Annotated in this window: 16 protein-coding genes and 1 pseudogene; 3 read left to right on the top strand and 14 right to left on the bottom strand. The window is 27.7% G+C overall.

The window, feature by feature from the left end; genetic code table 11:
* Nucleotides 1–237 precede the first annotated feature (237 nt).
* Nucleotides 238–2,154, top strand: a complete 1,917-nt coding sequence (locus TY07_RS01965) for an ABC-F family ATP-binding cassette domain-containing protein (protein ID WP_042394517.1) — start codon at nt 238–240, stop codon at nt 2,152–2,154.
* Between the two features lie 161 nt (nt 2,155–2,315).
* On the opposite strand, the gene TY07_RS01970 is transcribed toward TY07_RS01965, so the two are convergent.
* From TY07_RS01970 to TY07_RS02025, 12 genes and pseudogenes are all read right to left on the bottom strand, one after another.
* Nucleotides 2,316–4,967: a cation-translocating P-type ATPase gene (locus tag TY07_RS01970; protein ID WP_042394520.1), complete on the bottom strand. Its 2,652-nt coding sequence runs from the start codon at nt 4,965–4,967 to the stop codon at nt 2,316–2,318.
* A 154-nt stretch (nt 4,968–5,121) separates the two neighbouring features.
* Complete coding sequence (locus tag TY07_RS01975) at nt 5,122–5,751, bottom strand: TerD family protein (protein ID WP_052330578.1); 630 nt, start codon at nt 5,749–5,751, stop codon at nt 5,122–5,124.
* A gap of 11 nt (nt 5,752–5,762) precedes the next feature.
* Nucleotides 5,763–6,341 (bottom strand): TerD family protein, encoded by a 579-nt coding sequence (locus TY07_RS01980; RefSeq protein WP_042394523.1) that lies wholly within the window; start codon nt 6,339–6,341, stop codon nt 5,763–5,765.
* A gap of 140 nt (nt 6,342–6,481) precedes the next feature.
* Nucleotides 6,482–7,108, bottom strand: a complete 627-nt coding sequence (locus TY07_RS01985; protein WP_052330579.1) for a TerD family protein — start codon at nt 7,106–7,108, stop codon at nt 6,482–6,484.
* 205 nt (nt 7,109–7,313) lie between these two features.
* Complete coding sequence (locus TY07_RS01990) at nt 7,314–8,570, bottom strand: toxic anion resistance protein (RefSeq protein WP_242833219.1); 1,257 nt, start codon at nt 8,568–8,570, stop codon at nt 7,314–7,316.
* A 21-nt stretch (nt 8,571–8,591) separates the two neighbouring features.
* On the bottom strand, nt 8,592–10,136 hold the full coding sequence (locus TY07_RS01995; RefSeq protein WP_042394525.1) for a YceG family protein: 1,545 nt from the start codon (nt 10,134–10,136) through the stop codon (nt 8,592–8,594).
* 257 nt (nt 10,137–10,393) lie between these two features.
* Nucleotides 10,394–12,151, bottom strand: coding sequence for an SUV3 family DEAD/DEAH box RNA helicase (locus TY07_RS02000; RefSeq protein WP_042394529.1), 1,758 nt, complete (start codon nt 12,149–12,151; stop codon nt 10,394–10,396).
* Between the two features lie 12 nt (nt 12,152–12,163).
* Nucleotides 12,164–12,646, bottom strand: a pseudogene (locus TY07_RS02005) (flavodoxin family protein).
* 270 nt (nt 12,647–12,916) lie between these two features.
* Nucleotides 12,917–13,294, bottom strand: coding sequence for a hypothetical protein (locus tag TY07_RS02010; RefSeq protein ID WP_042394531.1), 378 nt, complete (start codon nt 13,292–13,294; stop codon nt 12,917–12,919).
* A 348-nt stretch (nt 13,295–13,642) separates the two neighbouring features.
* Entirely contained in the window at nt 13,643–15,370 is a 1,728-nt protein-coding gene (gene hcp / locus TY07_RS02015; RefSeq protein WP_042394535.1) for a hydroxylamine reductase, read from the bottom strand.
* 100 nt (nt 15,371–15,470) lie between these two features.
* Nucleotides 15,471–16,151, bottom strand: a complete 681-nt coding sequence (locus TY07_RS02020) for a Crp/Fnr family transcriptional regulator (RefSeq protein ID WP_042394736.1) — start codon at nt 16,149–16,151, stop codon at nt 15,471–15,473.
* A gap of 15 nt (nt 16,152–16,166) precedes the next feature.
* The gene (locus TY07_RS02025) at nt 16,167–19,373 is read right to left on the bottom strand and encodes a ligand-binding sensor domain-containing protein (protein ID WP_042394539.1); all 3,207 of its coding nucleotides are present in this window, start codon (nt 19,371–19,373) and stop codon (nt 16,167–16,169) included.
* Between the two features lie 163 nt (nt 19,374–19,536).
* Between TY07_RS02025 and TY07_RS02030 the strand changes: the two genes are divergently transcribed.
* Together TY07_RS02030 and TY07_RS02035 are read left to right on the top strand one after the other, a co-directional pair.
* Nucleotides 19,537–20,886 (top strand): [Fe-Fe] hydrogenase large subunit C-terminal domain-containing protein, encoded by a 1,350-nt coding sequence (locus TY07_RS02030; RefSeq protein WP_042394542.1) that lies wholly within the window; start codon nt 19,537–19,539, stop codon nt 20,884–20,886.
* Between the two features lie 239 nt (nt 20,887–21,125).
* Nucleotides 21,126–22,367, top strand: a complete 1,242-nt coding sequence (locus TY07_RS02035) for a LysM peptidoglycan-binding domain-containing protein (protein ID WP_042394544.1) — start codon at nt 21,126–21,128, stop codon at nt 22,365–22,367.
* A 54-nt stretch (nt 22,368–22,421) separates the two neighbouring features.
* Here TY07_RS02035 and TY07_RS02040 read toward each other — a convergent pair whose 3' ends face one another.
* Entirely contained in the window at nt 22,422–24,272 is a 1,851-nt protein-coding gene (locus TY07_RS02040; protein ID WP_042394545.1) for an ABC transporter ATP-binding protein, read from the bottom strand.
* Complete coding sequence (locus TY07_RS02045) at nt 24,265–26,508, bottom strand: ABC transporter ATP-binding protein (protein ID WP_042394548.1); 2,244 nt, start codon at nt 26,506–26,508, stop codon at nt 24,265–24,267. Before TY07_RS02045 ends, TY07_RS02040 begins: the two co-directional genes overlap by 8 nt.
* Nucleotides 26,509–26,522: the final 14 nt, after the last annotated feature.

The following is a 26,522-nucleotide window of genomic DNA, read 5'->3' on the forward strand; positions in this document are numbered from 1 at the left end:
TAGTATAATAGTATAATTAAAAGGTATAATTTAAATTGAGGTATTATATCAAAAGCTTATTATAGTCTCAAGTTTAAAGTTTTAAGTTTAAGAATAAATTCAGCTTAACTGAATTTTTAAAAAGTGATACTAAAGTTTTATGTTTGACTTAGCACTTATAACTTTCTAAACTTCACAGTTAAATTTTGATACAGCCTCATATTACTTATAAGACTTCACTATATTACGGAGGAAATTATGATAATACTAAGTTGTAAAGATATATGTAAAAGCTATGGAGTAAGGGATGTTCTTAAAGATATTACCTTCTCAATTAATGAAGGCGATAAAGTTGGAATCATTGGTGCCAATGGTGAGGGAAAATCTACCCTTTTTAAGATAATAACAAAAGAAATATCTCAAGATTCTGGTGAAGTTTTTATAGACAAAAATAAAACACTAGGTTATTTATCTCAAAATTTATCACTTGACTCTGATAAAAATATTTACGAAGAAGCTATTTCAGTTTTTGAAGAAATATTAAATATTGAATCGAGACTTTCATCATTAGAAATAAAAATGAGTGAGCCCTATGATGATAAAAATGCAGCATATCATGAAAAGCTTATTAAAGATTATACTACTCTTCAAGATTTATATTCACATAAAGGTGGTTATGTCTATAAAGGTGAAATTTCAAGAGTATTAAAAGGTCTTGGCTTTACTGAAGATGATTTTTATAAACCAATAATTACATTAAGTGGTGGACAAAAAACAAGAGTTGCATTATGTAAATTGTTATTACGTAAACCTGATATAATATTACTTGATGAGCCTACTAATCACTTAGACTTAGAAGCTATAAGTTGGTTAGAAGACTATATGAAAAATTATAAGGGAACAGTTTTAGTGATATCACATGATAGATTTTTCTTAGATTCTGTTACTACACATACTTATGAAGTAATAAGTGGTAAAATAGAATGTTATAATGTTCCTTATACTAAATTTATAGATTTAAGAAAAAAGAATTATGAAGCTAAACTAAAGGCTTATAATTTACAGCAAGCTGAAATTAAAAGACAAGAAGCCATAATTGAAAAGTTCCGTTCATTTAACCGTGAAAAAAGTATAAGAGCTGCTGAAAGTAGAGAAAAAGCTCTAGATAAAATGGAAAAAATTGAAGCTCCTGCTCATGAAAAAGAAGCCTCTAAAATTAAATTTGAAGCTTCAGTAAAAAGTGGATATGATGTTTTACATATAGAAAATATGGCAAAATCTTATGGTGAAAAAACTTTATTTTCAAATTTAAATTTAGACTTAAAACGTGGAGAAAAAGTAGCATTAATTGGTGAAAATGGCCGTGGTAAAACTACTTTATTTAAAATAATAATGGATACTGTAGAGTCTGATACTGGAGTAAAAGTATTAGGTACTAATGTTAATGTTGGCTACTATGATCAAGAACAATCTGATTTAAATTTAGATAAAACAATTATTGATGAAGTTTGGGATGAATTCCCTAACTTAACAACATCAAAACTTAGAAGTTATTTAGCCTCATTCCTTTTTACTGGTGATGATGTATTTAAAGTAATAAAAACTCTTAGCGGTGGAGAAAAATGTAGAATTAATTTGTTGAAGCTAATGCTCTCTAAATCTAATCTTTTACTATTAGATGAACCTACAAATCACCTTGATATTATGTCAAGGGAGGCTTTAGAAGATGCAATTTTAGAATATGATGGCACATTAATGGTAATATCTCATGATAGATACTTCTTAAATAAAGTAATTGGACGTATACTTGAATTAAAAGAAGATGGAGTAACTGAATACTTAGGAAATTATAGCTATTACCAAGAGAAAAAGCTTAATCCTAGTAGATTTGAAAGTTATGAAGAATTAGCTAATGGAAAAACTAAAACTCAACTTAAAGACGAAAAGAAAAAGAAACGTGAAGCTGAAAAAGAAGCTAAAGCTATGCAACTTAAAATTAAAAATCTAGAAAAAACTATCTCTGAAAAAGAAGATGAATTAACTCAATTGCAAGAACAACTTTGTCTTGAATCAATATATTCTAATCCATCTGAAAGCCAAAGAGTTAATAACGAAATTAAAGAATTAGAAGAAACTATTGCTAATCTTTATGAAGAGTGGGAATCACTAGCTTAAACTTATCTTATTAATAAATGCTTTTAAATATTTAATAAAAAATAAAAATAAGAAATTAGGAATTTTTATCTTAATTTCTTATTTTTATTGTGTTATATACCTTCTTTTATAAAACTCACAAAAAAGGTAGTGTATCTTTTAAAAATACACTACCCTTTTTATTAAGCTGCTTCTACAATACTTTCTGAAGTTTTTTCCTTAACTAAGTTATTAAATATAAATTTTCTTATCATATCCACTGGAATTATTGTGAATGCCATAGCTATTATAACAAGCCAATGTCCTGATGTGATTGGTGTACAACTAAAGAAGTCACCACCAACAATAGTTAATATAACTTGAACTACCACTATAATTCCCATCACCTTTAAAAAGCTTATATTTTCTTTAATATGTTCAAATATATTTACTGTATTACTTCTTACATTGAATCCATTAAATACTGCACAAAGTACAAACATTGAAAAATACGCTGTCATATGCTCTTCTGTATTTGAAAACATATTTACAAAGAATGGAGTCTTTAAGAATATAAAACTTAAGATTGTTACCCAAGCACCAGCAAATAGAATTTGATTCATCATAGTACTAGAAACTATACTTTGAGTTCTTGATTTAGGTTTTTCTAACATATACTTTTTAAGTGCTGGTTCAGAACCTAAAGCTAAAGCACCAAGCCCATCCATAACTAAATTAATCCATAGTATATGTGTAATCTTAAGTGGCTCTTCAATACCAAAGAATGGAGCTATAGCACAAACAGCAACTGCACCTACATTTATTGTTAATTGGAATTTAATAAATTTTAAGATATTATTATAAATCGTTCTACCATAAAGTATAGCATTTTCAATTGATTTAAAATTATCATCTAAAATTACTATTGCACCAGCTTCTTTTGCTACATCTGTACCGCTACCCATTGCAAAACCAACATCTGCTCTCTTTAATGCAGGAGCATCATTTACACCATCGCCTGTCATACCACATACAAGGTTTAATTCTTGAGCTAATCTTACCATCCTTGATTTATCTGTTGGTAATGCTCTAGCAATAACTCTTAAATTAGGTATAATAGATTTAACTTCATCATCAGACATCTTGTTTAATTCTTCTGATGTTAATGCAACATCAGATTTAGATTTTAATAATCCAGCTTCTTTTGCTATAGCAACTGCAGTTTCTTTTCTATCACCAGTTATCATTACAACTTGAATACCTGCATTTTGAACTTCTTCTATAGCTTGTTTAGCTTCTGGTCTTACATCATCTCTAATACCGACAAAACCAACTATAACTAAATCTTCTGGTAATGTATCATCAACTAATTCACTTTCGCTATAAGCAAAAGATAATACTCTCATTGCTCTTACAGCTAGTCCATCAATTTTTTCGTTAATTTTATCTTTATTTATAGCTACAACATTTCCATTTTCATCTATCATTTTAGTAGCTTTAGCAAGTAATCTTTCTGGAGCACCTTTGTATACAGTTTTTCCATCTAACTGACTTGCAGAATATTTATTAGCAGAATTAAATCCTTGAGATTTTTCTACTGTAATATTAGTTAATTTATTCATTTCTTCTTGAGTTAAAAAATTTAATAATGCTTTATCTGTAGCATTACCACCAATAACTTTACCTTCAGCGTCAAACATTGCACCTGTATTTTTACCAATACAAAGTTTCATCATTTCTTTTACCATAGAACCCTCTTTGTAACTATCTTTTAAGTTACCATCAAAGAATTCTACTACTTCTAATTGCCCTTTAGTAATTGTACCTGTCTTATCTGAAAATAAAATATTTAAAGAACCTGCTGTCTCTATTCCTATTGGTTTTCTAACAAGTACGTTGTTTTGTAACATCTTAGATGTATTTCTCATAAGAACAATAGCAATCATAAGAGGTAATCCTTCTGGAACAGCCATAACAACTATAACAACCGCAAGCATAATAGCTTCTAATACATCCTTAAATACCATTACACCACCACTGGCAAAATAATCAGAAAATCCACCTGCAACAATTACCTTATGACCTAATAATGCTAAAGCTATAACAACTGAACCTATATAACCAAACATTGAAATTTGTGATGCAAGCTTAGAAAGCTTAACTTTTAATGGACTATCTACTTCATCATCAGCCATATCTTCTGCCATTGCACCCATCATAGTTTTCATACCAACTTTAGTAACTTCCATTATACCTTCACCATTGAATACAACTGCACCTCTAAATAAAGAATGCGCATCAACAAAAGTATCACCAGTTACATCTGCAGTCATTGCAGCTTCTTTATAAGCCTTAGAATCATTAACTGCAAACTTTTTACACTCTTCTGCCTCACCATTAAGAGCTGAATTATCAACCCTTAAATCACCTTGATAAAGATATCCATCCGCTGGAATTTTATCACCACTTTGAAGAATTACCATATCCCCAACAACTAAATCATCAATTTCAATTTCTACTATTTTTCCATCTCTATGTACCTTACATACATCTTTCTTAGTAGAATCTTTTAACTTTCTATACTCATTATCACTTGCCATTTCAGTTTTTGCAGAAATTCCAGTAACAAGTAATACAGAAACAGCTATCCCAATAAGTTCTCCAAACTCTGCATATCCCATAAATGCCATAATAGCCATAATTGCTGCAATTGCAAGTAATAGCTTTATCATTGGATCATCAAATGCACCCTTAAACTTGTCCCAAAACGTTTCTGGTTTAGCTTCATGAATTATATTATCTCCATGGAGCTTTCTACTTTCCTCTACTTGACCTTTATTAAGTCCTTTAATCATTACTTCCTCTCCCTAATATAAATTTACATATTTTTTATAAAATATAGTATATCTACTATATTATCACTTATTATTACATATTAAAAACATTATTAATATATATCTAAAAATATACACGCAAAAGCATCTTTATCTTTTGCATGTATTTCCTTCATTACTGATATAAAGCTAATACTCCATTTAAATCTGCTATTTTACCTTCTCCTACTGCTTTAAATTGCCATTCTGAACCACTTCTATAAAGCTCCGCAAAAATTACTGATGTTGCAGTAGAACCATTTTCTTTCAAATTAAATCTACAAATTTCTTTTTCATTTTGATCTAAATCTATTAATCTCACATATGAATTATTTATCATTCCAAATGTTTGTCTCTTAGCCATAGCTTCATGTATAGTAACAACAAATACAATCTTAGCTATATTAGGATTAATATTTTCTAAATCTATGTTTATAGTTTCATCATCACCTTCACCAGCACCAGTTCTATTATCCCCTGCTAATGAAATTCCTTGCCCTTCTTTATTATTAAAGAATATAACATTTGATACTGTATTGAATTTATTATTTGAATCTAATAAAAAAGCAGCTATATCTAAATCAAAATCAAACCCATTATTTGATATATCCCAACCAGCACCAAGTTTTACTCTTTTTAATCCTGGATTTCTCTTTGTTAAATCTAAAATATCATTTTTATTTAAATTTAAAATTCCTCCTGTTTGAGAAGTACTATTTGAATTTCCTGTTAAATTTCCAAATCCTGAACCTAAATTAATTCCCATTTCTTACACCTCTATTTGTACATATTTGCTAAAGAAGAAACCGTTGCATGTAGTAGTTCTCCTCTTGCTTTAAATTGCCAGCTTCCATTTTTTCTTTCTAACTCTGCAAAAAGTAAAGCGGTATTATCTCCACCATCTTCGGATAGATTGTATCTACAAATTTCTTTATTTCCACTATCTTCATTTAATAATCTAATATAAGCATTTTTCACCTTAGAAAAGCTTTGCTTTCTTGCTACTGCATCATAAATATTAAGAGCAAAAATCACTTTACTACAATTACCTGGTAGCTTATCTAAATTAACTGATATCTTTTCATCATCTCCATCACCTGCGCCTGTTCTATTGTCACCATGTAAATATATACCTTGACCATTTAAATTTCCAAAGTAAATTACTCCTCTATTTATAAGTTTATCATTTTCGTTTAATAATATAGCAATTAAATCTAAATCATAATCAGCACCTAATTTGAAGAAACCTTTTTTAGCAACATCCCATCCCGCTGCTAACATCACATTCTTTAATCCTGGCTCTGTTTTTGTTAAGTCTAAGACATCATTCTTTTTTAAATTCAAAACTCCTACCATATATTTCCTCCTATAAATTATTTATTTAACCCCTACACGGCATATTTAGTTAATAGTTGCAGTTGAAACTACCATAGTAGTTTCTAATAATTTATATTTTTTAAAGTCTGCTAAAGCAGACTTTATTCATTAACTAATAACTACATATAAAGTCCTAAAATTCCATTTAAATCAGCAATTTTACCTTCTCCAATAGCTTTAAATTGCCATTCACCACTTTGTTTGTACAACTCTGCAAAAATTACAGAAGTAACAGTTGATCCATTTTCTTTTAAATTAAATCTACAAACTTCTCTTTCATTATGTTCTTCATCTAAAATTCTTACATATGAATTTTCAACCATTCCAAAAGTTTGTCTTTTAGATTGTGCTTCGTGAATTGTAACAACAAAAACTATTTTTTGAACATGTGGCGAAATAGCTTCTAAATCTATTCTGATTCTTTCATCGTCGCCCTCACCTGCACCAGTTCTGTTATCACCTTCTAAGTAAATTCCTTGCCCCTGCATATTATTAAAGAATATAACATCATCTGGAATATTTTGTACTTTGCCATTTGCATTTAATAAAAATGCTGCTATATCTAAATCAAAGTCTTGCCCTATTGTTGCAACATCCCAACCAGCACCTAATATTACCTTTTTAAGCCCTGGATTCTTCTTAGTCAGATTTAACACATCATTCTTTTTTAAATTTAAGGCATTAACATTGTTATTACTTGAACCTGAGTAAATATTATTCATCATTGAACCTAAATTAATTCCCATTTTTATACCCCCTTAGGATTTAAGTATTATTTATAATTATCTTATGTGATAAATTATACCATTTAACAAAATGCTTTTCAACTCTTTTTACAGTATCAAATAAAATTTTTTAATTCATTTTTTTATTTTTTATTAATATTTAATTTAAAGCTGGCATTATGCCAGCTTTATATCTTAATTATTTATTTTTCATCCTATTATAAAATTAACTTTGTGCTATATTTTTCTTCATGCTATGTTTAATTCTTTCAAGTTTAGCTGAGTTCTCAATTCTTTGAATTCTATTAGACTCTTGAATTGCTTTTGTATCTTCAATTCCTTTCATTATAGTTTCAAATGATTTTTCTAATGTAGATATAGCAACAGAACTTCCTGAAGCCATTTTAGCAATTTCCACAGACTGTCTAGCGGTATTTTGAGAATTTCTCATAATAAGCTCATTTGTCTTATCATCCAATTGTTTTATTGATTTAGCTTGTATTTCTTGTCTTTTTAAAATAACTGCTTGAGCTAAACATTGTTTAAATATAGGCAATGTAACTATAAATGAAGAATTAATTTTTCTCATTAAATTAAAGTTAGACATTTGAATACTTTGAATCATTGGTGCTGCTTGAATGGCAACATTTTCTGCAATTTGAAGATCATAAACACGTTGTGATAGCATCTCTTTACTTATTTCAAGTTTTTGTGTTAACATCTGTTTTTCTTCTTGATTAATATCATTATTAATAGAAATTTGTGAAATATATAAATCTATTTCTTCTAATGCTAATTCACCTGCAACAATATACTTTTCAAGCAATTGATAGTAATGAAGATTAGCATCATATAATTTTTTTAAATTAGCATTTGATTCTCGTATGTCATTTTCATATTTCTTTAATAAAAGATACACCTTTTCAACTTCATACCCCATAGTATCATATTTTTGAAATAACTTTGCCACACTATTACCTACACCTTTCATAAGTTTAGATAACATTGATTGTTTTTCTGTACCTTCTAATTCTTTGACATCAAATTTATCCATTATTTTGGTTAAGTTTACTAACATTTCACTAACTTCTTCTGATTTTACTGCCTTCATTGAACTTAATAATTCATCTGATACCTTAGAAATATTTTCACTTGCTTTTTGCCCAAACATTACTATAGAATTTGGATTTTGAATTTCAACTTCTCCTGTTAACTTCTGAACCTCTTCCATGTTTCTTAATCTTTGTTTATACTCTGAAATTGTAGCCATATCAAATTCTTGATTTTGTATTTGCATACTTTCTTGAGGATTCATATATCCATATTGATTTTGATACCCCATTTCTATGTTTATTTGCTCACCTGATTGCCCTTGGTAATTCATCTGTGCATTTTGATATGCATTATAATTATTATTATTTTGAAAATCACTATTTATTCCATTAAATGATTGTCCCATATTATCATTATTATAATTATTCATCACTATCACTCCCACCTTTATTTATTTTTTTAAAAACTTTGAAAAAATCCCCTGCTTCATACTAATTAACTCTTTATAGGTTGAATCATATTTCATTACTTCCAACCTAAAATCATTTAATACTGTTTCTTTTATTACATTATTAATGTTAAATAATCCAGATGGATTAAAAATCACTATATCTATGCCAATAGTATGTATATATCCTAAAAGTAGTTGCATCGATTCTGGTAAAACCTCTTCCTTTTCAAGATAAATAACTATCTTAGGAACAGCACCTGTAAAATCAAAATTATCTACTAATCTGACAATACTTTCATTTAAACCTAAAACTAATACAAGTAATCTTAATACTTCTTCTTTATTAAAACTTTTATTATATAACTCCTTACTAGTAATAGTTTCATTAAATTTTTTAAGCAAAAAATTTTGAACATCTTCACTATATTTAGAAAATTTATATATAGGAAGTTTTTTGATTGCTTCAATATCAAAAGTACCATCACTTAATTGACAAAACATAATCTGATACATATCATCTGTAAACTTTACGTCCTCTGAAAAATATATTCCATTAAACACTAAAGTATTAGATGATGAAGTGCAATATTTTACAAGCTTTTGATATTCAAACTCATCTTTATACATTCCATCTATTTTCTTAAAGAAGCATGGCACTCTAACTGTATCTCCTTCAACCTTAAATCCACTTCTTAATTTGCAAGGTTCATTCCAATAAATATATATATCCTCTAAAATAGTATCTAATAATACACTCTTAGTATAACCCTTTCTAAATTGCCATGGCTTAAAAACTCCTGTTCTAGAAAATAATTGTTCCTCTACTTCTCTTTGAATTTGCTTAGTAATTGTTTCAAAATTATCAATAGCTTTTCCTTTGCTAGCCCTTTCATTAAATGATTCTATACTCAAAATTCCCATACTTTTTATACATTCACTTAATCTATCTTCTTCTATCTCACTCCAAAATTCTTCTTTTAACGGATTGATATAAATAACATCATATCCCATTTTATAAAGCATAATTAGAAAATAAATTTCATGTCTTTCAATATTTCCATAATAAATACATTTAGGATTTATACTTGAATCATACTTTATATTCTTTGCATATGTATAAGTCCAAACAATTAACTTAGTTATAAAATTGTTTCTCACATTATCATTAAAGAAATTTTCTTTATTACATGCCATTGGAATAACATATTCTAATGCCTTCAAAAATTTTAAGTTAATTTCAAATTCCTCAAATATAGTAATTTCTTGAGAAGACATTTTATATACATCCATAAATGCAAGTTCATTAAATATATATTGAATTAACTCCATTTCTCCACTTAAAGGTATAGAAGCATCAAATATAATACATTTATCTTCTTCTTCTAAGCATTTATTTTGAATTGTCTTTATATAATTATCATAGTTAGAACTATCTTCTACACCTATAAATCTATAAAAATATGGCTTAAACTTATTGTATGTATCCTCTCGTTCGTAAATAGTTCTAAACATATACATTGTTATGTTTTTTAAATTTATAGCCATTTATCTTCCTCTTACTTTCTAAAAATTATACTTATATATAAATTTTACCTTATTTAATATCCACCTTTCAACACTTATCAACTTTATTTACCAATATTATTATTTTTTCACATTAATACTCTTAAATACATATTAATCTTTGTTTAATTATTTTTCTTCAATAAAAATATTATTGTACCTAATGCTATAAAAATACCATGAGCGTAATATTCCCATGGTATTTTTAATAATTTCATAACTTTTATAAGATTATAAAACTAAATTTTAACTAAAATCTCATTTATATCTTCACTTACTTTAAGCCTTTCACTATAAACCCAATCTACATCAAATTTTAAATTAAATATCTTAGAAAAAGAATAATACATATTAATCTTTTGATAATAAATTTCTAAGTCATCAAGGTTTCCTGTAAAACATTCTGGCTTTGTTATTTCTTTAGCCTTAGCAACAAAAACCTCCTCTACATACTCAAGGAATTTATTCATAAGTTCTTCACTAGCAACATCAAAAGGAACTTTTAATAAATCCCATTGATCCTCTTCCTTAAGCTTATATCTTTTAATTTTTTCTAATATCAATAAATATTCACTAATATCCATTTTTGTATAATAATCCAGCTTTTCTTCTCTAGTTTTCCATAAAACTAGCTTTTCATTTAATGGTAAGCTTTTTATAGTAAGTATTGCCTCTGATGGACCCACAACTGCTTCTTTAATTACTTCATCTTTTACTTCTAACTTTCTACTTAGAAAATTATGTGTATCTGAAACCCCTGCAACATATCCAACATCATATATACCTTTTCTACCTGCTCTACCTGCTACTTGCTTTACCTCCTGTGAAGTTAACTCTCTCATTTCTTCACCATCAAACTTTCTTATAGACATGAATACAACTCTTCTAATTGGAAGATTAACCCCCATTCCAATAGCATCAGTTGTAACTAGCACTTTATTTTCTTTATTTATAAATTGTTCATATTGCATCTTTCTAACTTCTGGTGGTAAATCACCGTAAATAATACTAGTCTTAATATTTTTATTTGAATAATCTTGAGCTATTTCTAAAACCCTCTTTTTAGAAAAAACTACAATAGCATCGCCTTCTTGAACATCATTATAACTAAAGTTTTTATTTTCAACTTCTAGTGGTATACTTCTATGATATTCTTTTATTTCATAATCATCTTCACAATCATCTAGAATTTTAATTAATAACTCCTTAGCATTCATTGCTCCACAAACATGAATTTCATTGCATCTAAGCCCTAATAATGCTCTAGTCCATGCTATACCCCTTTGAGAATCATTAATCATTTGTATTTCATCAATAACTGCAATATCATAATTTTGCTTTAAATTAACCTTCTCAATAGTACATGAAACATGTGTTGCATTTTCATTAATTATTTCTTCTTCTCCAGTCATTAAATCACAAACTACACCTTCACTATTTAACTTTTCATAATTTTCTAATGCTAATATCCTAAGTGGTGATAAATAAACACCTTTTTTAGCTGTTTTTAATCTTTCTACTGCATTATAAGTCTTTCCTGTATTGGTATCCCCCAGATGAACATAAATCTTTCTTTTCATTCTTCTTGTTACCATGTATTCATCCTTAGGATTATCTGGAAATGCCTCTTCAAAAGCTTCTCCAATCAGTTTTGGTATATGTCTTTTTGTAAGAACTGTCATAACACCTGAATTTAAAAAAGTATTATAGTTTCCCCTAACTACCTCATAAAAATCAAAATCAGTATTATTTTTTTTATTATAATCTTCAAGCATCCTCTTAGAAATATCTTCTAAAAGTTCTTCATATCTATCACATACATCTTGATAGTCCTTAAAGCCTTCATTCTCCATTTCTTTTAATAATCTAATCTTCTTTCTAATTGAAGTTTCTTGCTCTATTAACGCTCCTACTTTTGAATGATGCGCTATTTCCTCTATTTGATTAATTTGACTCTTTAACTTTTTAAACTCTCTTAGTGTTGCATTCTTTTTCATATAATTCCTCCGCTAACCTATTAGTTCTTTTACCCACATTATTGCTTTTCTAACATCTTCCTCTTTATTATTTTTAAGAGGCTCCATAAAATCAATTTCTCCTATAAACTTATTATTAGGAATTTCTTTTTTTATATTATTAAAAAATTTAGTTGCTCCTCCCCCACCATGACATGCAAATAATCCAATATTCTTTTTTTCAATTTTATTATTTTTTAAAAATGTATTAAGCGGTGGTGCATAAGTTCCTACCCATATAGGTGTTCCAATAAAAATATTATCATATTGATTAATATCTTTATCTAAATACAAAAGTTCTGGTTTTTCTTTAAAAATTACACTTTTTCCTCCTCAGAAATATTTTTTAAAACCTTTATCACTATACTTCTTTTTTGTTTTTAGTTCTAATACATCTGCATTTATAGCCTTTGCTATTGATTCTGCAATTAACCTTGTATTTCCTTCTAATGAATAAAACACAACTAAATTCCTCATGGAATAATCTCCTCTTTTTTATATTAATTAATATAACATTATTATAAATCACTTTACATTATTACCCAACAAAAAATTCCTATGTAAATTTAAATCATATTATTTTCACCAAATTGAAACACAATTGACAAATTTAAATATTATACTAAATACATAAAGTGAAACAAAAAAATTTCCCCTAATACAAAAAATTCCTAGAAGATACCATCCCCCGGTAAATATTCTAGGAACTTTTTATTTATTTAAAGCCTCGGTAAACGTTTACTATTGTTAAATTATACAATTAATTAATATACATACTACTCCTGCAATAACTAAAGAAATCATTGTTGTACTTATACTTATAGTTGTTTCTATTTTTGGTGATTCTTCATTTTTCTTTTCTAGTTCAAAGTTTTCATTATCAACCTTAGCTAAATATTGTGCATTGTTTTGTTCCATTACTTGAAATGATAATCCAATAGGATTCCCTCCTATAGAAGAAAAAACTCCTAACATGATAAAAAGTATTCCTTCCATAAAAAGTGCATCATTTAATGGACACATTGCAATTTTAGTAATTACCAATGCAGTAAGAATTAATACTGCAATTAGTATTGCCGCATACATAACGCATTTCCCAAATGATCTTATCCTACTTTTATACATAACATTTTTCCTCCCTCTTTATGTTATTTTCTTAATTCATTAAATAAAAAACTTAACTTATTTTTTACTTACCTACTATAATATACACAAATCAACTATTAATAATCACACTTTACTCCACATAATACATGATAAATTATAAATTTATAAAACTTGCTCTTAACCTAAAAAAAGCTAGTAAATTTCAATAAAGAAATGTAATTATAACTATCAATTTATCATTATAATCACTTAACCTTCTTATTAATTTCCTTACAAAATCAGAAAATTCCTAGAAGTAATTTATGTAAAATAATACTTCTAGGAATTTCTTATAAGTTTATTAAACTTCTATCATTTTTAATATTATTAGCTTAAGAACATTTTCATATCATCTTCTACATTAGTTATTCCACCAATTCCAAAGTTTTCAACTAAAACTTTTGCTACATTTGGTGAAAGGAATGCTGGAAGTGTTGGTCCTAAATGAATATTCTTTACGCCAAGGTATAATAATGATAATAATACAATTACCGCCTTTTGTTCATACCAAGCAATATTAAATGCTATTGGTAATTCATTAATATCTTCTAACTCAAATACCTCTTTTAATTTTAATGCTATTAATGCTAATGAATATGAATCATTACATTGTCCTGCATCTAAAACTCTTGGAATTCCATTTATATCACCAAGATCTAATTTATTATATTTATATTTAGCACAACCTGCAGTTAATATTACTGTATCTTTTGGTAAAGCCTTTGCAAAATCAGTATAGTAATTTCTTGATTTAGCTCTTCCGTCACATCCAGCCATTACAAAGAACTTCTTTATGGCTCCTGTTTTAACAGCTTCAACAACTTGATCTGCTAACGCTAAAACTTGTGCATGAGCAAATCCACCAATGATTTCACCTTGTTCTATTTCTGTTGGAGATTTACACTTCTTAGCTTGTTCAATTATTGCAGTGAAATCTTTTTTACCATTTTCATCAGCCTCAATATGAACGCAACCTTCAAATCCTGCTGCTCCTGTTGTATACATTCTTGATTTATAGCTTTCATTCTTTGGTGGTACTATACAGTTAGTAGTCATTAATATTGGTCCGTTAAAGCTTTCAAATTCTTCTCTTTGCTTCCACCATGCATTACCATAGTTACCTACTAAGTGCTTGTACTTCTTTAAATTTGGATAATAATGAGCTGGTAGCATTTCTGAATGAGTATAAACATCTACACCAGTTCCTTCAGTTTGAATTAACAATTGCTCTATATCCTTTAAATCATGTCCAGATACTAAAATTCCTGGATTCTTACCTACTCCTATATTTACTTTAGTTATTTCTGGATTACCATAAGTCTTAGTATTAGCAGTATCTAACAATGCCATACCATCAACCCCTACTTTACCTGTTTCTAATGTTAAAGCAATTAACTCATCTACAGTTAAAGTGTCATCTACTAATTTAGCCAAAGTTTCTTGCATAAATGTATCTATTTCTTCATTATCATACCCTAAAGCATTAGCATGCTTTGAATATGCTGATAATCCCTTTAATCCATAAGTTATAAGTTCTCTTAATGATCTTATATCCTCATCTTTTGTTGCAAGAACACCAACTTCATCACTATTTGACTTTTCTTCTAATATTAAATTTAATGACTTAACTTCCTTATTTACGCCTACAATACCTTTAATCTTTTCTAAAATACCTGCTTTTTTGTCCATTTCTTCATTTGAAGAAGCGTCCCATAAAGCTACCTCTGATAAACCTTCTTTATTATCTAATTTAGCCATTAATTCAGCCTTTATTCTTAAAGTTTCCTTAACTCTACTATAAAATACTTCATTATCAAAATTAGCATTTGTTATAGTTGTAAATAAATTTAATGTAATAAAGTGATTTAATTCTTTATCTATTTTCTTTCCTTCTTTTCTTAATCTTGTTGTTACTTCTGATAATCCCTTAGTAACATATATTAATAAATCTTGCATATTTGCAAGCTCTGGACTTTTTCCACACACACCAAATTTAGTACATCCACTACATCCTGCTGTTTCTTGACATTGAAAACAAAACATCTTATTTTGCATATTTAAAAATCTCCTTTTGAAATATATTTTTTAACCTCATGTGCTTATTCTATATCTATATAAAAAAAGAATCCGTAACATTTGTTACGAATTCTTTTTTTTACATAAATAATTCTTCCTCTAAACCTTCAATATCTAATACTTTTATTACTTTTCTATTAAATTCAATATAATTCATATCTCTTAAATTAATCAATTCTCTTGATAAGGATGGTCTTGGAACTCCTAATAACGCTGCTATTTCTTCTTTTGTGTTTTTCAATATAATAGAACTACTTTTTTGTTCTTTTACTTCATTCAAAATATAATTAACGACCTTTTGTCTTATGCTTTTAAAGGATATACTCTTTATTTTCGAATTTAAAATAAAAACTTTATTACTCAATAAAGAAACAAAATTTTCTAATACCTTTTCTTCATTTGAGCATATCTTTAAAACATCATTTTTATTTATAAAAAGTATCTTACATTCACTTAAAGCAATAACAGTAGCTGGATAAGTTTTTGCTTTTGAAAATACTAATGCTTCTCCAAACACATCTCCTTCATCTAATCTATTTAATACTATGTATTTGCCGTTAGAATATAGTCTTTGTATTTCTACAACCCCATCTAAGACCAAAGCTAAACTTCCACACTCATCATCCTCATGTGCAATTATTTCACCTTTACTATAAGACTTTATATAATACTTTATTTCCTTTAAAACATTTCTTATGTTCTCATCACTTAATCCAATAAATAATTGATTTTTTTTTATTATTTTAATTATACTCTCCATATAATGCATTCCTTTTTACTCTTGTATAGGCAATATAATACTAAACTCACTCCCTTTTCCAATTTCACTAATTACAGTAATTTCTCCTCCATGAAGATTAATTAAATTCTTAGTTAAAGTTAATCCTAATCCACTACCTCCAAATACCTCAGAAGACACACTATTAACCTGACCGAATCTATCAAAAATATTCTTATGATACTTTTCATCTATACCTATTCCAGTATCTTTAACCCCTATTTTAACTTTTCCTTCTAATTCACAAATACTAACGGTTATAGTACCACCCACGTCAGTAAATTTAATAGCATTTCCAATTAAGTTTATTATACATCTTTCTATATCTAATTTATCACAATTTATAAATAACTCTTCTATTTCTGGATCAATTATAATTTCTAGGCCTTTAACTTCCGCAAGTTCAACCATTGATAAAGCAGTATCTTCAACAAGTGTTACTATATTTACCTCTTCCTTATCTAATCTATAAAACCCAGAATCTATCTTAGATGTATCAATAATATTATTAATTAAATTTAAAAGCCTCTGAGAATTTCCCTTTAAAGTACTCATATATGTATCCATTTTCTCAATAGATATTTGAACTCCAGATTTAGTTAATGAACTTATTAATTGTTCTATAGATAAAATAACATTTAATGGTGTTCTAAGTTCATGAGATAAATTAACAAAATAATTATTCTTATATTTTTCTAACTCTATAAGTCTTTCATATAATTTCTTATTTTCATTTAATTTATCATTTAGTTCTTGAGTTCTCTGTCTTACTAATGCATCTAATATTTTCACCTGATTATAATATATATATATTATAATTAGTATTATAATTATATATGTACAATATGCTATTGGTGTTCTCCAAATCGAATTCTTCACCTTAATATTTATCTCTAACACATCGGACCAAACACCATTATAATTTCTTCCAGCTATAAGCATTTTATATTTCCCTGGCGCTAGGCTTGCATATCTTGCGTAATTTTCATTACCAGAAAATGTCCATTCATCATCCATTCCTTCAAGCTTATATGCATATTGCATTTGGCTTATATTTTTATATTCCGGAACAAAAAACTTAATATATAACTCTCTAGAATCATACTCTAAAACAATATTATCTTTTTCATTTACCTCTATTCCTGCACTTGTCTTTATACTATCAACTATTACATTGCTAGTATTCATTTTTATCTTAATATCTAATGGATTAAATTCAGTTAATCCATTTACTCCTCCAAAATATATATTTCCCTGTGAATTTTTATGATATGAAAATCCATTGTATTCATTGGTAGCTAGTCCATCATCTTCGTAATACCTTATAAATTTATCTTCTTTTTGGTCATACATAGATATTCCATAGTTAGTACTAACCCATACATTATCATTATCATCTACTATTACACCATAAATAAAATCATTAGATAAACCATCACTATACGTATATGTTGTAAATTCTTCTCTTTGCTTATCAAATCTATTTAACCCACTTTGTGTGCCTATCCATATATAACCCGAACTATCTTCTGCTATAGCTCTTACATTATTAAAACTCAATGAATTAATATTATTATCATCAGCTAAATAATTCTTAATCTCGCCTGTTTCCTTATTATATCTTACTAATCCTCCTTCATTTCCAAGCCCAAACCACATTGTTCCTTCATTATCTTCATATATAGCACTAATAGTTTTTTCATATATCCCATTTTGCTCTAATATTTCATTATATGAAGTAAAATTTCCTTTTCTATCAAAGGTACATATTCCCCCTCTAGTACCTATCCAAAGTATTCCTGCTTTATCAATATATAATACTCTTATTTCATTATTTACAATACTATTCTCATCATCTGTTTTTTTATAAATAGTAAATTTATCATTACTTTTATCATACTTATTTAATCCATTATCAGTAGCAATCCAAATTTCATTATCTATTCCAGTTATGTCTTTTATTCTATTACTACTTAATGAATTATTGTTATTAAGATCACTATAATATCTAGTTACTTCATCATTAGCTTTATTTATTTTATTTATTCCAGCATTAAATGTTCCAACCCATAACATACCTTCACTATCTTCATATATCCCACAAACACTGCTACTACTTAATGAATTACTATCGCTTGAATTATTTCTATAAACTTTAAAATCTTTGTTTGGTAAGAACTTACTTACTCCATTAAATGTACCTACCCATATTACCCCTAATTTATCTTCATATAAACTAATAGTATTATCATCACAAATACTATATTTACCTAAATTATTTTTAAATGTATAAAACTTATCATATTGTTGATCAAACAAAGCTAAACCTTGATCTGTAGCTAACCACATATACCCATTTCTATCTATAAGTATATCTCTTATAAAATTACTAGGAATGGAATTTGGATCATCAGGATTATTAGTATATACCTTTATACTATTATCTTCTAAGTTCATAACATTTAGGCCACCTGTTTTAGTTCCAATCCATAGTTTTTTTTCACTATAATATATAGAAAATATATTATTCTCACTAATTGTATCCTTGTTATTTTCATCATGTAAAAATTCTTCTACAGATTTATTATTAGGATTATATTTATATAATCCTTCTCTTGTAGAAACCCAAATATTCCCTTCATGATCTTCAGTAATATCTTGAAGCCCTTTATTTTCTAAATACTCTGTAGCTACTTTTATAAATTTATCATTCTTTTTATCATATAAATTTAGTCCATTAATAGTGCAAACCCAAAGTCTTCCTTTCGAATCTATAAATACTTCATCAACAACTGTATTAGATATACTTTTATCTTCGTCCGACACTAAATACCTCGTTATATCACCAGTAACTAAATTTAATTTATTTAATCCTCCATCAGTACCTATCCATAAGTTTTGCTCACTATCTTCTACAATAGAACTAATCATATTATTACTAATACTATTAGTATCATTTTTAATATTTTTATATACTTTAATATCATTTCCATTATATCTGTTTAAACCATCATTAGTTCCTATCCATATATAACCAAAACTATCTTGGTATATATATTCAACTAAGGATTGGGATAAACCGTCATCTATAGTTATACTTTCAAAATTTATACTATTTTTATCAAAAGCATATATATTTATACATTTGTTGCATAATAATATTATTAAATATATAATTCCAATTTTAGTAAATATATTCTTCATTTTTCCCTCTTTTTCATCATATTTAGTTAAAATTATACTATATTTCGAATAATTTTCATACTATTAAAAAATCGTTTTATTTTATAAGCTTTATCTGTTTATTTTTATCTATAAAGAGAAATACTAAAATATACAAACATTATTTATTTTTGGGAGGTATATTATGAATAATAAATATGTTGATTTATTTGATATATTAATCAAATCCTATTATGATGGAAATTTTGATGAAACATTAAATAAAATAATCACTTGTCACGAAAAGTCTCCACAAGAAACCTTTGCAATAATAACTTCTTTATGTGGTGTTGATATTAAATTTGATAATAATTATGTTTATAATTTAAAAAAGGCAATTACCGAATATAATGTTAATAAAAAAATAGTTGAAAAACTTGAATGTTCTGGTGCAACTTGCAAACCAGATAAAAACAATGTTTACAGTTGCCAAAAAGCCTGTCCCTTTAATGCCATAGTTTACGATAATAAAAATAAAACAACAGTCATTGATAAAGATATTTGTATTGATTGTGGAATTTGCGTTGACTCTTGTAAAGATGGACGTATTTTAGATAAAACTGAATTTTTACCTATTATGGATTTAATAAAAAATAATAAAACAGTCATAGCAGCTGTTGCCCCTGCTATCATGGGACAATTTGGTGAAGATGTTACTATGGATCAGTTAAGAGCTGCCTTTATAAAAATAGGCTTTACAGATATGATTGAAGTAGCTTTTGCTGCTGATATGCTAACAATTAAAGAAGCTGTAGAATTTAATAAACATGTTAAAAGTCCAAAGGACTTAATGATTACATCTTGTTGTTGCCCAATGTGGGTTGGAATGCTAAAAAAAGTTTACAAAGATTTAATTCCTAATCTGTCTCCTTCTGTATCACCTATGATCGCAGCCGGAAGAGTGATAAAGGCCCTTAATAAAGATGCAAAAGTTGTATTTATAGGTCCATGTATTGCAAAAAAAGCTGAAGCTAAAGCTCCAGATGTTGCAGATGCTATTGATTTCGTACTAACTTTCCAAGAGTTAAATGATATATTTAAAGCATTTGATTTCCATCCAAGAGATTTAAAAGGAATCCCTTCTATAGAATATACTTCAAGAGGCGGAAGACTATATGCTAGAACTGGTGGTGTCTCAATTGCAGTTTCAGAAGCTGTAGAAGAATTATATCCTGATAAGATTAAGTACTTTAAAGCTAAAAAAGTAGAAGGAGTAAAGGAATGTAAAGAAGCTCTTGATAAAGCAATGAAAGGAGAATTAGATGCAAGTTTCCTTGAAGGAATGGGCTGCGTTGGCGGTTGTGTTGGCGGTCCTAAAATTCTAGTACCTCCTGATGATGCAAAAAAAGCAGTTGATAAATTTGCTTATGATGCTTCAATCAAAGTTGCTGTTCATAGCAAAATCCTTGATGACGTATTAGAAAAGATAGGAATTACATCATTAAAAGATTTTGAAGATCCTCAAAAAATCAGTATGTTAGAAAGAGATTTTTAGTATTTAACATATTTAGTAAGCTATTGCTAATAACTATTAGCAGTAGCTTTTTTACTATAAATAAAATTAAAATTTATTTTTTAATACTTATTTATACTAGTAAAGATAAATAATGAGTTTATTCAAATTTTTATAACCAAAAAACTTATATAAGCCTTTAATCACAGCTGTTATCAAATTCATATACTATAATAACAATCAAAAAAATTATTACACAAATGATTACGAGGTGAGTAACTATGATAATACAATCAAAAGACTATCTTCCACCTAAATCAAATTCAATTTATATCTATAAAGGAATAAACAATGATACTTTTACCTTTAAAAGATATATTGAATATATTAATAATGATAAAATTCAAATTAAATTTGATAATGGTATAAATTCTTTTGTTAATGTTTATGAATACACTCCTGATGGTATTAAACTTTGCTACTACACAGGCAAATCATTATATCGTCAAGACTTTACAACTCATACAGGTTGTATAAATAACTATTTGATAAAAGATCCTATCTCTAAAGATAATATTTGGATTTTATCTGATGGTAGCAAACGCTGTATTACAAATATCGATGTGAAGGTCCAAACCCAATTTAAGCTTTATGATTCAGCCATAGAAGTTGTTACAACAGCAAAAAACAATTCTCAATTTTCAATAAACTATTATGTACTAGGTATAGGTTTAGTAAAAAGCATTTACTATATCAAGAAAAAAGGATTTCTTTTCTTTGAATTAGAAGATATCTTAGAAGATACTCCTTATTTAAAAAAAATAAAATTTTATTATCCTGATAAAAATCTAAATACTATTTGGTCTGTTGAAAAACCTATAATTTTTAATACTAATGATGACCCTTCAATAGTTTTTTCTAAAGAGTTCGAATCTTCGCCTAAAGGATTATTACCACTAATTAATAGAAATACTGTAATTAATAAAATGAATTATAATTTAAATAATAATTCTGTTAGTATAGATTTTTCTAAGGATATATTGCTTAATTTAAATAATAATTCAGAATATAATACTTTATTTTATTATTCAATTTATAATACACTAAAAGATTTCTATAATACTGATAATATTTCAATTAGTATTGAAGGCATGCCTATAAAAAAAACTTTTAACATTTCTCCATTATCTCATAACCTTACAATTCAAAACTGGAAAATAGAAAACTGTAAATATCCTTTCACATATGTTGTGAAGGATAATGATACGCTTATTGATATTTCAAAAAAATTTAATATAAGCTATTTAAAACTTGCCAAGTTAAATAATATTGAAAATCCAAACATTATTAACAAGCATGAAGTTCTTCAGATATATTCTTCAGGAATATATCTATTAAAAGAGGGAGATTCATTAAAGGAAATAGCATCTATGTTTGGTTTATCCATTGAAGAATTAATTAAAATTAATAATATATCTAACTTAGATGTTTTAAAACCTGGCTTAAAAATAAGGTTATGCTAAAAAGGAAACTCCAGTAAATTGGAGTTTCCCTCTTAAATAATATAATATTTTAATCTATGCTTCTGCATTTTCAAATTGACTGTTATAAAGATTTGCATAGAATCCACCCTTAGCTAATAACTCTTCATGGTTTCCTTGCTCTACTATATCTCCATCCTTCATAACTAAAATCAAATCAGCATCCCTAATTGTAGAAAGTCTATGAGCAATTATAAAGCTTGTTCTTCCATGCATTAAGTTATCCATTGCCTTTTGAATTAACACTTCAGTTCTTGTATCAACCGAGCTTGTAGCTTCATCAAGGATTAATATCTTAGGATCTGCTAATATTGCACGAGCAATAGTTAATAATTGCTTTTGTCCTTGTGATATGTTACTTGCTTCTTCATTCAATTCCATATCATACCCATGAGGTAATGTTTTTATAAAGCTATGAACATGTGCTGCTTTTGCGGCTTCTTTAACTTCTTCATCTGTAGCATCTAATCTACCATAACGTAAGTTATCCATTATAGTTCCATTAAATAACCATGTATCTTGAAGAACCATACCAAACATTTTTCTTAAGTCATTTCTTTTGAAGTCTTTAATATTATGACCATCAATTAAAATAGCTCCGTCATTAACATCATAGAATCTCATAAGAAGTTTAACCATTGTTGTCTTACCAGCACCAGTTGGACCTACTATTGCAACTCTTTGACCTGGTTTTATATGTGCTGTAAAGTCATTAATTATTGTTCTTTCTGGATTGTATCCAAAGTGAACATCCTTAAAATCAACTTTTCCTTCTATATTATCAGTGCTTACTGGATTTTCAACATCTAAACATTCTTCTTCTTCATCTAAGAATTCAAATACTCTTTCAGCAGCTGCGGCAGTTGATTGAAGTACATTTGCTATTTGTGCAGTTTGACTTATTGGTTGCATAAATGATCTAATATATTGAACAAAAGATAAAATATCACCAACTTGAATAACATCTTTTATAGCTAACCATCCACCAAGTATTGATACTATAACATATCCTAAGTTACCTACAAAAGTCATTATAGGCATCATCATACCTGATAAAAATTGTGATTTCCAAGCACTATTATAAAGCGTATCATTAAGTTCAGTAAATTTATTTATTTCTCTTTCTTCTGCGTTAAATGCCTTCATTACATTATGACCAGAATAAACTTCTTCAACTTGACCATTAACATATCCTAAATACTCTTGTTGAGTTTTAAAATACTTTTGAGATTTTTTAACAACAACAGCAATTAATCCTACAGAAACTGGAATTACAATTAATGAAGCTAATGTCATTATCCAGTTTATTGAAAACATCATTATAAGTACACCAATAAGTGTAGTTGCCGCTGTTAACATTTGTGATAAACTTTGGTTTAAAGTTTGACTCACTGTATCAACATCATTTGTCACCCTTGATAATACTTCTCCATGTGTTTTAGTATCAAAATATTTAAGTGGCATTCTATTAATTTTTTCAGAGATTTCTTTTCTCATATTATAAGATACTTTTTGAGCAACTCCTGACATTACCCATCCTTGTATCAACGAGAAAATTACACTAATTAAATATAATCCTACTAAGAATAAAATAATTTCACCTATACGAGTAAAGTTAATTCCTTCAGTATTAGTAGTTGTAACTTTTTTAACTAATCCATTAAATATTTCTGTAGTTGCTTCTCCTAATATCTTTGGTCCTACAATTGAAAATGCAGCAGAACCAATAGCAAATATTATAACAATTATTATAGATAAACTATAAGGCTTTAGATATTTTGCAAGAGTCTTCATAGTCTTTTTAAAATCTTTAGCCTTTTCGCCACCTTTTCCCATTCCACCCATCGGACCTCCACCCATTGGGCCTCTCATTCTGTGCTTACTCATTTGAAAGCTCCTCCTTTGAAAGTTGTGATAGAGCTATTTGTTGATAAACTTCACAGTTTTTCATAAGCTCTTTATGAGTTCCTTTACCAACAACCTTACCTTCATCAAGAACTATAATTTGATTTGCATTCATTATAGTACTTATTCTTTGAGCAACAATTAAAAGTGTACTTTCTCTTAACTCAGTATTTATTGCTTTTCTAAGCTTAGCATCTGTCTTAAAATCTAATGCTGAGAAACTATCATCAAATATAAATACTTCTGGTTTTTTAGCTATAGCACGTGCAATTGCTAATCTTTGCTTTTGACCACCTGAAACATTTGTACCGCCTTGAGCAATTTCTGTATTAAATTTCTCTTCTTTACTATTTATAAATTCCATTGCTTGAGCAATTTCAGATGCTTTTATCATATCTTCATCACTTATATGATCTCCACCATATTTTAAGTTACTTTCAATTGTACCTGAGAATAAAAGTCCTTTTTGAGGGATAAATCCTATCTTTTCTCTTAAATCATATTGAGATACATTTTTTATATTTACGCCATCAATTAATATTTCACCTTCAGTTGCATCATAGAAACGAGGTATTAAATTGATCAATGTAGATTTACCACTACCTGTGCTACCAATAAATGCAGTAGTTTCTCCTGGAAGAGCTTTGAAACTAACATTACTTATTACATCCTCATCAGCTCCAGGATATCTGAATGAAACATTCTTAAATTCAATAGTTCCTTTTTCATCATGGTTAAATGTTTGTAAATTATCAGAATCTTTAACTACTACATCAACATTTAAAACTTCAGATACACGTTGAGCTGAAACCATAGCTCTTGGCAAAATAACTGAAACCATTGATATCATTAAGAATGCCATAATTATTTGCATAGTATATTGCATGAATGCCATCATTGTACCAACTTGCATAATACCTTCATCAATTCTATGCGCTCCAACCCATACTATTAATAATGTTATAGCATTCATTATAAACATCATTAATGGCATCATTGTTGTCATAATTCTATTAACAAAAAGGTTTGTTTTTGTTAAGTTCTTATTTGCAACTTCAAATTTATCTTCTTCATACTTTTGAGTACTAAAAGCACGTATAACAAGCATACCAGTTAAACTTTCTCTTGTAACAAGATTTAATCTATCAACAAGTTTTTGTACACTTTTAAATTTCGGCATAGCAAAGGTAAATAATACAATTACTAAAAGTAATATCGATATTACTGCAACTCCAATTACCCATCCCATTGATGCTCCAGTATTAATAACCTTAATAACGCCACCAATACCTAATATAGGTGCATAGAATACAATTCTTAATCCCATTACAACAAGCATAATAATTTGTTGTATATCATTAGTTGTTCTAGTAATAAGTGATGCTGTTGAAAATTCATCAAATTCCGTATTTGAGAAACCAACAACTTTATTAAATACATCTTTTCTTAAATTTCTACCTAATGCAGCACCAACTCTTGCAGCTATAAAGCTTACAAACACTGTTGCTACCATACTAATTAATGCAATACCAACCATTTTTACTCCAGCTACGATTACATAATTAGATTGAAGCTTGTCAGTATTAATACCAATATCTTTATATTGTTCTTTTACATAGCTAGTAGCTGATTGAGTTATCATACTTTCAGGCATATCAGCTAATTTTTCATCAACATTTGATAACATACTATCAATTTGATCTTGAGGCATCATATTTAACACTTCAAAAGGATCCATAGTAGATAAATCCATACCTTGTGTAGCCATGCCATCAATACCTGGAACTCCACTTAACCCTTTAGATTCTAACATTGAAACAATAAGCATTGGTTTTCCAAATATGTTGTTTAACTTATCTAGTTTTTCTTTCTCTTTAGTATTTAACTTATAAATACTTTCATTTTCTAGTTCCGGATAGTCTTTTAGATATTTATTATACTCATCAGTAGTAAGATTATCTTTATCTAATAAAATATAATTATCATCTACGACTGTCTTTTGATTATCATCCATGAAAATAAATAACTTTTTCATTTCTGATGATTTAATAACTTTAGGAACAGCATTTTCTACTCCACCTTGTTGTATTCCCACATTGACTATATCCGACATATAGTCTGGTAATGATAAGTCACATATAGCTTGAACAAATAATAATGCTACTGCAAGTATCATTGACCCAACAAAAGGCTTTAGATGTTTTAATAAATTAAGCATAAGCTCTCTTCTCC

Origin of the sequence: Clostridium saudiense (genome assembly GCF_000577815.1) — a bacterium.
GTDB classification, from domain to species: Bacteria; Bacillota; Clostridia; order Clostridiales; family Clostridiaceae; genus Clostridium; species Clostridium saudiense.

Coding starts and splice junctions, on each gene's coding strand:
- TY07_RS01980 (WP_042394523.1), bottom strand. CDS start 6,341: ATGGTAGGAGTTTTGAATTTAAAAAAGAATGATGTCTTAGACTTAACA.
- TY07_RS01995 (WP_042394525.1), bottom strand. CDS start 10,136: ATGGCTATAAATTTAAAAAACATAACAATGTATATGTTTAGAACTATT.
- TY07_RS01970 (WP_042394520.1), bottom strand. CDS start 4,967: ATGATTAAAGGACTTAATAAAGGTCAAGTAGAGGAAAGTAGAAAGCTC.
- TY07_RS02025 (WP_042394539.1), bottom strand. CDS start 19,373: ATGAAGAATATATTTACTAAAATTGGAATTATATATTTAATAATATTA.
- TY07_RS02030 (WP_042394542.1), top strand. CDS start 19,537: ATGAATAATAAATATGTTGATTTATTTGATATATTAATCAAATCCTAT.
- hcp (WP_042394535.1), bottom strand. CDS start 15,370: ATGCAAAATAAGATGTTTTGTTTTCAATGTCAAGAAACAGCAGGATGT.
- TY07_RS01990 (WP_242833219.1), bottom strand. CDS start 8,570: ATGAATAATTATAATAATGATAATATGGGACAATCATTTAATGGAATA.
- TY07_RS02035 (WP_042394544.1), top strand. CDS start 21,126: ATGATAATACAATCAAAAGACTATCTTCCACCTAAATCAAATTCAATT.
- TY07_RS02000 (WP_042394529.1), bottom strand. CDS start 12,151: ATGAAAAAGAATGCAACACTAAGAGAGTTTAAAAAGTTAAAGAGTCAA.
- TY07_RS01985 (WP_052330579.1), bottom strand. CDS start 7,108: ATGGGAATTAATTTAGGTTCAATGATGAATAATATTTACTCAGGTTCA.
- TY07_RS02040 (WP_042394545.1), bottom strand. CDS start 24,272: ATGAGTAAGCACAGAATGAGAGGCCCAATGGGTGGAGGTCCGATGGGT.
- TY07_RS01965 (WP_042394517.1), top strand. CDS start 238: ATGATAATACTAAGTTGTAAAGATATATGTAAAAGCTATGGAGTAAGG.
- TY07_RS02045 (WP_042394548.1), bottom strand. CDS start 26,508: ATGCTTAATTTATTAAAACATCTAAAGCCTTTTGTTGGGTCAATGATA.
- TY07_RS02020 (WP_042394736.1), bottom strand. CDS start 16,151: ATGGAGAGTATAATTAAAATAATAAAAAAAAATCAATTATTTATTGGA.
- TY07_RS01975 (WP_052330578.1), bottom strand. CDS start 5,751: ATGGGAATTAATTTAGGTTCAGGATTTGGAAATTTAACAGGAAATTCA.
- TY07_RS02010 (WP_042394531.1), bottom strand. CDS start 13,294: ATGTATAAAAGTAGGATAAGATCATTTGGGAAATGCGTTATGTATGCG.